The following is an 8,027-nucleotide window of genomic DNA, read 5'->3' as shown; positions in this document are numbered from 1 at the left end:
GAGTCAACACCTGCCCCTCGTCGAACGCCGTGCCGTGGCCAGCAATGCCGAGGGCGCGCGCTTGGCGGCCAGCAACCCCGCTTGGGCCGCCTTGGCCAGCGAACGCGCCGCCAGCCAGTTTGGCCTGCACATCGTGCACCACGCCATTCAAGACGAGGCCTACAACCGCACGCGCTTTGCCATCATCGCTTTGCCGCAAACCCTGGCAACCCCCCCCGCCTCTGGTAACGACTGCACCAGCCTGGTGGTATCGGTGCCCAACCGCCCTGGCGCTGTGCACGACTTGTTGGTGCCCCTCAAAAACAACGGCGTATCGATGACGCGCTTTGAATCGCGGCCCGCCAAATCGGGCCAGTGGGAGTACTACTTCTACATTGACATCCAAGGCCATGTCAGCCAGCCCCATGTGGCAGCAGCGCTTCAAGAACTGCAAGGCCTGTGCGCTTTCTACAAAGTCTTGGGTTCTTACCCCGTTTCTGATTAACGATGGATGATTGAATGAAGTTCCAGCGTCTTGCCCTCATCGGCTGTGGCCTGATGGGCGGCTCATTTGCGCTCGCTCTTCGCGAGGCAGGCTTGGTGCACACCATCGTCGGTTTCAGCGCGTCCGAAAAAACTCGCCTGCGCGCGGTTGAATTGAAGGTCATTGACCAAGCCTGCACCAGCTTGGCCGAGGCTGTGCAAGATGCAGACCTTGTGTTACTTGCCGTGCCCGTGGGCGCCATGCACAGCAGTTTTTCTGCCATGCGCGATGTGTTGCAACCCCACACCTTGCTGATGGACGTGGGCTCTACCAAGTGCGATGTGATTGCAGCCGCCGTTGCGACATTGGGGGACCGCCTGAGCTGCTTTGTTCCCGCGCACCCGATTGCTGGCAAAGAAATGGCAGGCATTGAACACGCCGAGGCTTCGCTTTACCAAGCGCGCCGCACCATCCTCACACCCCTGCCAAAAAGCGGTATCCACCGCCTGCAAACCGCACACGATGTGTGGGCCGCGATTGGTTGCCATGTGAGCACCATGACACCCGAAGCACATGACGCCACGTTTGCCGCTGTCAGTCACCTGCCGCATATGCTGGCGTTTGCCACTGTCAATGCCATCACCGCCCAGCCGCAGGGTGCTGCATTTTTGGACATGGCAGGCCCTGGCTTTAGAGACTTCTCACGCATCGCTGCAAGCGATGCCTCGGTTTGGCGTGACATCTTGAACGCCAACAAGACAGAAGTCCTGACACAGTTGGCCCTCTTGCGTACCGCCCTCGATCAGTTTGAAAACGCCTTGAAAGCTGGCGATACCGCCGCACTGCAACAACTGATTCAACAAGCCAGCGCTGTGCGCTCTGCTTGGACGCTGCAAGCGGGCAACGCTTGCAGCACAGCTTCTGAAGACAACTGAATGTTCTCCACCGCTTTTCTCGACATTCCCCCGCTGCAAAGCGCATCTGGCACCGTCACACTGCCTGGCTCCAAAAGCATTTCGAACCGTGTGTTGTTGCTCTCTGCTCTGTGCCAAGGCACGACTGTGGTGCATGACCTGCTGGACTCAGATGACACCCGTGTGATGCTGACTGCACTTCGCCAACTCGGCTGCGTGGTGCAAGCGCAAGGCACAACCGTGACCCTCACAGGTCTAGGCGGCCAAATCAAGCACCAAGAAGCGATTGAGTTTTTCATGGGCAACGCAGGTACAGCGATGCGCCCGCTCACGGCGGCACTTGCCTTGTTGGGTGGCGACTTCGTACTCAAAGGCGTACCCCGCATGCACGAGCGCCCGATCGGCGATTTGGTGGATGCGCTGCGCTTGCTTGGGTGCGAGATTGATTACTTGGGCAACGACGGATTTCCGCCGCTGCACATTGGCAAGCCCGCACTCAAAGTCGATGCGCCCATTCAAGTGCGCGGCGATGTATCCAGCCAATTCCTCACTGCTTTGCTGATGGCCCTGCCTTTGGCAGCACAAGACCGCGCCATCACCATCGACGTGGTGGGCGAGCTCATCAGCAAGCCCTACATCGAGATCACGCTGAATCTTTTGGCACGCTTCGGTATCGCCGTGGAGCGCCAAGACTGGAAACGTTTTGTGATACCAGCAGGCAGCTGCTACCAGTCCCCCGGCAGCATCCATGTTGAAGCCGACGCCTCTTCGGCCAGCTACTTCATTGCGCTGGGCGCGATCGCCAGTGGCGACGGCATTCGCATTCAAGGCGTGGGCGCAAACTCCATCCAAGGCGATATTCGCTTCATGGAGGCAGCAGCGCTGATGGGGGCACGCATCACCAGCGGGCCAAACTGGCTTGACATCCAACGGGGGGCTTGGCCCCTCAAAGCCATCACCCTTGATTGCAACCACATCCCTGATGCCGCCATGACCCTGGCCGTGATGGCGCTTTACGCCGACGGCCCGACCACGCTGCGCAACATCGCCAGCTGGCGGGTCAAAGAAACCGACCGCATCGTCGCCATGGCCAACGAATGCCGCAAACTTGGTGCCACTGTCGAAGAAGGCCCCGACTGGATCACAGTCCACCCGCTGCCCCATGGACAATGGAAAGCCGCCTGCATCCACACCTATGACGACCACCGCGTGGCCATGTGTTTTTCGCTTGCAGCCTTCAATGCACAACAAATACCCGTGCGCATCGAAGACCCCAAATGCGTGGCCAAAACTTTTCCTGACTACTTCGAAACCTTGTTCTCGGTGGCGCATGCCAACACCCAGGACATTCCTGTCATTTGCATCGACGGCCCCACCGCTTCGGGCAAAGGCACATTAGCCAACCGCGTGGCGCAAGCCTTGGGCTACCACTACCTCGACTCAGGCGCGCTGTACCGAGTCACCGCCTATGCCGCATTGCAAGCCGGCCTGTCGCTTGAGTCGAGCGACGAAACCCTCATCGCCGACCTAGCCCGCACCTTGCCCGTGCGCTTTGAAGGCGACACTGTTTGGCTAGGTCATGAAGACGTTACCCACGCCATTCGCAGCGAAGAGGGCGGGATGAATGCCTCCAAAGTATCCGTCTTGGCGCAAGTTCGTCAATCTTTGCTAGCGCTGCAACTCAGCTTTCAACGTCTACCCGGCTTGTTGGCCGACGGCCGCGACATGGGCACCGTCATCTTCCCGCACGCCCCTTTGAAAGTGTTTTTGACCGCCAGTGCCGCGCAACGTGCAGCGCGGCGTCATAAGCAATTGATTTCAAAGGAAATTTCGACTACACTTGATCTCCTTCGTGCCGATTTAGAGGCCCGCGACGCCCGCGATTCATCGCGTCGCGTGGCGCCCTTGAAAGCGGCACAAGATGCTCTGCAACTCGATAACTCTTCTCTTTCTATCGAAGCCTCGGTAGACCAAGTGTTGACGTGGTGGCGAGCGAAGCAGCCTTTCTAAATTTTTTAATCGGCTGCAAAACTTGGCCCGTTAGGCTCCTCTCGCGCTGCATTGGCGCACTGGCCCAACGGATCTACAACTTAACCTGTGGCTCAAGCCACAAAAACCACCGCTTATCGCAGGCCCATGTTGCGCAGCAATCCCGCTGCCCTCTTTCCCGCGATGAGACAAAGGAAATACATGTCTGAATCATTTGCCGACCTATTTGAAGAATCCCTCAAGCGCTCCGAAATGCGCACAGGTGAGGTGATCACTGCTGAAGTGATCCGCATCGAGCACAACCACGTTGTGGTGAACGCTGGCCTCAAGTCTGAAGCCTACGTGCCAATCGAAGAATTCAAGAATGACAAGGGCGAACTCGAAGTCCAAGCGGGTGACTTCGTATCAGTCGCGATCGGTAGCGTTGAAAACGGCTACGGCGACACCATTTTGAGCCGCGACACGGCCAAGCGTTTGGCCTCGTGGATGAGCTTGGAAAAAGCACTCGAATCTGGCGAGTTTGTCACTGGCACGACCAGCGGCAAAGTCAAGGGTGGCTTGACCGTGTTGGTCAACGGCATCCGCGCCTTCTTGCCTGGTTCATTGATCGACACGCGTCCGATCAAAGACTTGTCTCCTTATGAGAACAAGACCATGGAATTCAAAGTCATCAAGCTCGACCGCAAGCGCAACAACGTCGTGTTGTCACGCCGCGCTGTGGTGGAAGCTTCGATGGGTGAAGAGCGCGCCAAGTTGATGGAGACTTTGAAAGAAGGCTCCATCGTCAATGGTGTGGTCAAAAACATCACCGAATACGGTGCGTTCGTGGACTTGGGCGGCATCGACGGCCTGTTGCACATCACCGATATGGCATGGCGCCGCGTCCGTCACCCTTCAGAAGTGGTCACGGCCGGTCAAGAAATCACGGCCAAGATCCTCAAGTTCGACACCGAGAAAAACCGCGTGTCCTTGGGCCTCAAGCAAATGGGCGACGATCCTTGGATGGGCGTCAACCGCCGCTACCCACAAAGCACCCGCTTGTTCGGCAAGATCACCAACATCGCCGATTACGGCGCATTTGTGGAACTCGAACCCGGCATCGAAGGCTTGGTACACGTGTCCGAAATGGACTGGACCAACAAGAACGTGGCACCTTCCAAGATTGTGTCACTGGGTGACGAAGTCGAAGTCATGGTCCTCGAGATCGACGAAGACAAGCGCCGCATCAGCCTCGGTATGAAGCAATGCAAAGCCAACCCTTGGCAAGACTTTGCGCAAAACACCAAGCGCGGCGACCGCGTGAAGGGCCCCATCAAATCCATCACCGACTTCGGTGTGTTTGTAGGCTTGGCTGCCGGCATCGACGGCTTGGTTCACTTGTCTGACTTGTCTTGGAATGAAACCGGCGAAAACGCTGTGCGCGAATTCAAGAAGGGTCAAGAAGTTGAAGCTCTGGTGTTGGCAGTGGACGTGGACCGCGAGCGCATCAGCTTGGGCATCAAACAACTGGACTCAGACCCATTCACCACTTTCGTGTCGATCAACGACAAAGGCCAAACCGTCACCGGCAAGGTCAAGACAGTGGATGCCAAGGGCGCGGAAATCGACCTCGGCGAAGACATCATTGGCTACTTGCGCGTCAGCGAAATTTCGCGCGACCGCGTGGAAGACGCCAGCCACGTGTTGAAAGTTGGCGACGAAGTGACGGCAGTGGTGGTGAACGTGGATCGCAAGACCCGCAACATCCAGTTGTCGATCAAAGCCAAAGACGCCGTGGACCAACAAGAAGCCATGGCTTCCTTGTCCCAACAGTCCAAGAGCGACAACGCTGGCACCACCAGCTTGGGCGCTTTGTTGCGCGCTAAGCTCGACAACAACTGATGACCCGTTCAGACCTGGTCGAAGAACTGGCTGCCCGCTTTGGGCAGCTCACGCACCGCGACGCCGAATTCGCTGTCAAGACGCTTCTTGACGCGATGAGCGACGCGCTGGTGCGCGGGCACCGCATTGAGTTGCGGGGCTTTGGCAGTTTTTCGATCAACCGCCGCCCGCCTCGCATGGGACGCAACCCGCGTTCAGGTGAAAGCGTGGCAATTCCTGAGAAACGTGTGCCTCATTTCAAGCCGGGCAAAGCCCTGCGCGAAGCGGTGGACACGCGCACGCAAGAATTATTGGCGAGGTCTGACCCCAAAGGTTGAGAAGCGGTTTTTCTTGCAGCCGCAAGGCTAAAATGGCCCTCGTCACAGAGGAGCCAACTTGAAAAACCTCATGTGGCTGCTTCAGTTCTTACTGAAAGCAGCCATTTTTTTTACCCTGTTCGCTTTTGCGCTGAACAACCAACACGATGCCGTGGTCCATTTCTTTTTTGGCACCACGTGGAGCGCGCCATTGGTATTGGTGTTGCTTTGCGTTTTCGTGATGGGCTTGGCGGTGGGCGCAATTGGCATGGTGCCGCGCTGGTGGAAACACCGTCGCTTGGCACAGTTGGCTAGCACTCCCACAACGCCTGAAGCCAAAGCGTCGGCCTCTACTTCTGCAGACCCCACACATGGAACTTGACCTCAGCTGGATTTTGCTGGGCTTACCCATCGCCTTCATCTTGGGTTGGGTGGCCTCGCGCATGGACTTGCGCCAGCTGCGCCTTGAAAACCGCCAAACGCCCAAAGCCTATTTCAAAGGTTTGAACTATTTGCTGAACGAACAGCAAGACCAAGCCATCGATGCCTTCATCGAGGCGGTACAGCATGACCCCGACACCTCTGAGCTGCACTTTGCTTTGGGCAATTTGTTTCGCCGCCGAGGCGAGTACGAGCGGGCGGTGCGTGTGCACCAGCACTTGCTGTCTCGCGGCGATTTGAGCCAAGCTGACCATGACCGTGCGCAACACGCTCTTGCCTTGGACTATCTCAAAGCTGGCTTGCTTGACCGCGCCGAAGAAGCGCTGAGCAAGCTCGAAGGCACAGCCCACGAAGCGCAAGCGCACTTGGCCTTGCTGAGCATTTATGAACGCTCACGTGATTGGCCTAAAGCCTCAGTGATCGCCAAAAAACTGGGCAACAGTGGCCAAGGTAGCTTTCAAGGCCGACTGGCCCATTACTTGTGCGAAGAAGCTGAAAGCCTAGATGTGGCAGAACACGCCAACACCATGGTGACCTTGTTGAAGCAAGCCACCGAGGCGGCCCCCCACAACGCGCGTGCGCGCATAGCCCTTGCTAAAACCTATGAGCAAACCAACCGCTCACCCGAGGCCTTCACCACCTTAGAAAACTTAGCTGCGCAAGTGCCTGGCGCTTTGCCTTTGGTTGCGCCCAAACTTGCGGCGCTTGCGCTGACCTTGGACTGCGCGCCCAAGGCTTTGTCTTTGCTAGAAACCAGCTACGCCCAAACCCCCTCCCTCGATGTGCTCAACGCCATCGTCACCTTGCACAAAGCACAAGGCGACACGCACACCAGTCGCTTGTTTGCCAAACACTTAGAGCGCGAACCTTCGTTGGTGGCAGCCACGCAATGGATTTCCAACGAAAAATTTGAACACGAAGAATTTCACCCGCAAGTGCAACGTGCCCTTGACCGCGCAGCCAAACCGCTGCAACGCTACCGTTGCGCTGCTTGCGGCTTTGAAGCCAGCCAACACTTTTGGCAATGCCCGGGCTGCCAGGCCTGGGACAGCTACCCTGCAAGACGTGTAGAGGAACTATGACCATCACCCCACAGCAACTCAGCCAAGGCCATGTGTTGGTCGTAGGCGATGTCATGCTCGACCGCTATTGGTATGGTGCGGTCGATCGCATCAGCCCTGAGGCGCCCGTGCCCGTGGTGCGCATCACCCGTGAAGAAAACCGTTTGGGCGGTTGCGCCAACGTGGCCTACAACGTGGTGAGCTTGGGCGGCCAAGCATCGCTTTTGTCAGTCGTTGGCAACGACGAGGCCAGTCACTTGCTCGAAAATTTGATCGCTAAGACAGGCATCGCACCTCACTTGGGTCGCGACAGTCAGCTCAAAACTACCGTCAAGCTGCGCGTGATTGGCCGCCAACAACAACTGCTGCGCGTGGACTTTGAAAACACCCCGCAAAACGAAGTGCTGGCCTCGCAAACCGACCAGTTCATGCAACTGCTGGCCACACACCAAGTGGTGCTGTTCTCCGACTACGGCAAAGGCGGCTTGGCCCATGTGTCTGAAATGATTGCTGCGGCCCGCGCAGCTGGCAAACTTGTGTTGATTGACCCCAAGGGCAGCGACTACTCGCGCTATGCAGCTGCCACTTGCATCACGCCCAACCGCGCGGAACTTGAACAAGTGATTGGCAAATGGCACAGCGAAACCGATCTGGTACAAAAAGCGCACGCCCTTCGCCAAGAACTTCAGCTCGACGCCCTGTTACTCACCCGCAGCGAAGAAGGCATGACTTTGTTTGATGCACAAGGCGAACTGACCGTGTCGGCCCAAGCGCGAGAAGTGTTTGACGTCACAGGTGCAGGTGACACTGTGATTGCCACCTTGGCTGCTTTGGTGGCTGCTGGTTTGAGCCTGCGCGAAGCCATGCCTTTGGCAAACAAAGCCGGTGGTGTTGTGGTGGGCAAGTTTGGCACTGCAACCGTCAGCTACGAAGAGTTGATGGCCTGAGTAAATGGCATAAAGGGCCTTTGTGCCCATGGAGA

8 protein-coding genes are annotated in these 8,027 nt (G+C 57.4%); all 8 read left to right on the top strand.

Going from position 1 to position 8,027, the window contains the following annotated elements:
- The coding region (locus V7Q41_RS08340) for a prephenate dehydratase (RefSeq protein WP_333845347.1) at positions 1 to 484 on the top strand (484 nt) is incomplete at its 5' end.
- Between the two features lie 14 nt (positions 485 to 498).
- Positions 499 to 1,398 carry a prephenate dehydrogenase gene (locus V7Q41_RS08335; protein ID WP_333845346.1) on the top strand — a complete coding sequence of 300 codons (900 nt, stop codon included), beginning with the start codon at positions 499 to 501 and terminating at the stop codon, positions 1,396 to 1,398.
- A complete protein-coding gene (locus tag V7Q41_RS08330; protein ID WP_333845345.1) occupies positions 1,399 to 3,387 on the top strand; it encodes a bifunctional 3-phosphoshikimate 1-carboxyvinyltransferase/cytidylate kinase in 1,989 nt (662 codons plus the stop codon). It begins immediately after the preceding gene.
- A 162-nt stretch (positions 3,388 to 3,549) separates the two neighbouring features.
- Complete coding sequence (rpsA, locus tag V7Q41_RS08325; RefSeq protein WP_333845344.1) at positions 3,550 to 5,247, top strand: 30S ribosomal protein S1; 1,698 nt, start codon at positions 3,550 to 3,552, stop codon at positions 5,245 to 5,247.
- Positions 5,247 to 5,564, top strand: a complete 318-nt coding sequence (locus tag V7Q41_RS08320) for an integration host factor subunit beta (protein WP_333845343.1) — start codon at positions 5,247 to 5,249, stop codon at positions 5,562 to 5,564. Before rpsA ends, V7Q41_RS08320 begins: the two co-directional genes overlap by 1 nt.
- Positions 5,565 to 5,622: 58 nt before the next feature.
- Entirely contained in the window at positions 5,623 to 5,925 is a 303-nt protein-coding gene (locus V7Q41_RS08315; RefSeq protein WP_333845341.1) for a lipopolysaccharide assembly protein LapA domain-containing protein, read from the top strand.
- Positions 5,915 to 7,066 carry a lipopolysaccharide assembly protein LapB gene (lapB, locus tag V7Q41_RS08310; RefSeq protein ID WP_333845340.1) on the top strand — a complete coding sequence of 384 codons (1,152 nt, stop codon included), beginning with the start codon at positions 5,915 to 5,917 and terminating at the stop codon, positions 7,064 to 7,066. The genes V7Q41_RS08315 and lapB overlap by 11 nt, the downstream gene beginning before the upstream one ends.
- Entirely contained in the window at positions 7,063 to 7,992 is a 930-nt protein-coding gene (rfaE1, locus tag V7Q41_RS08305; RefSeq protein WP_333845338.1) for a D-glycero-beta-D-manno-heptose-7-phosphate kinase, read from the top strand. Before lapB ends, rfaE1 begins: the two co-directional genes overlap by 4 nt.
- The last annotated feature ends 35 nt before the right edge of the window (positions 7,993 to 8,027 follow it).

Source organism: Limnohabitans sp. (assembly GCF_036804465.1).
Lineage (GTDB): Bacteria > Pseudomonadota > Gammaproteobacteria > Burkholderiales > Burkholderiaceae_C > Limnohabitans.
Note: the sequence above shows the minus strand (reverse complement) of the source record. Positions and strands in the feature narration are given on the sequence as shown.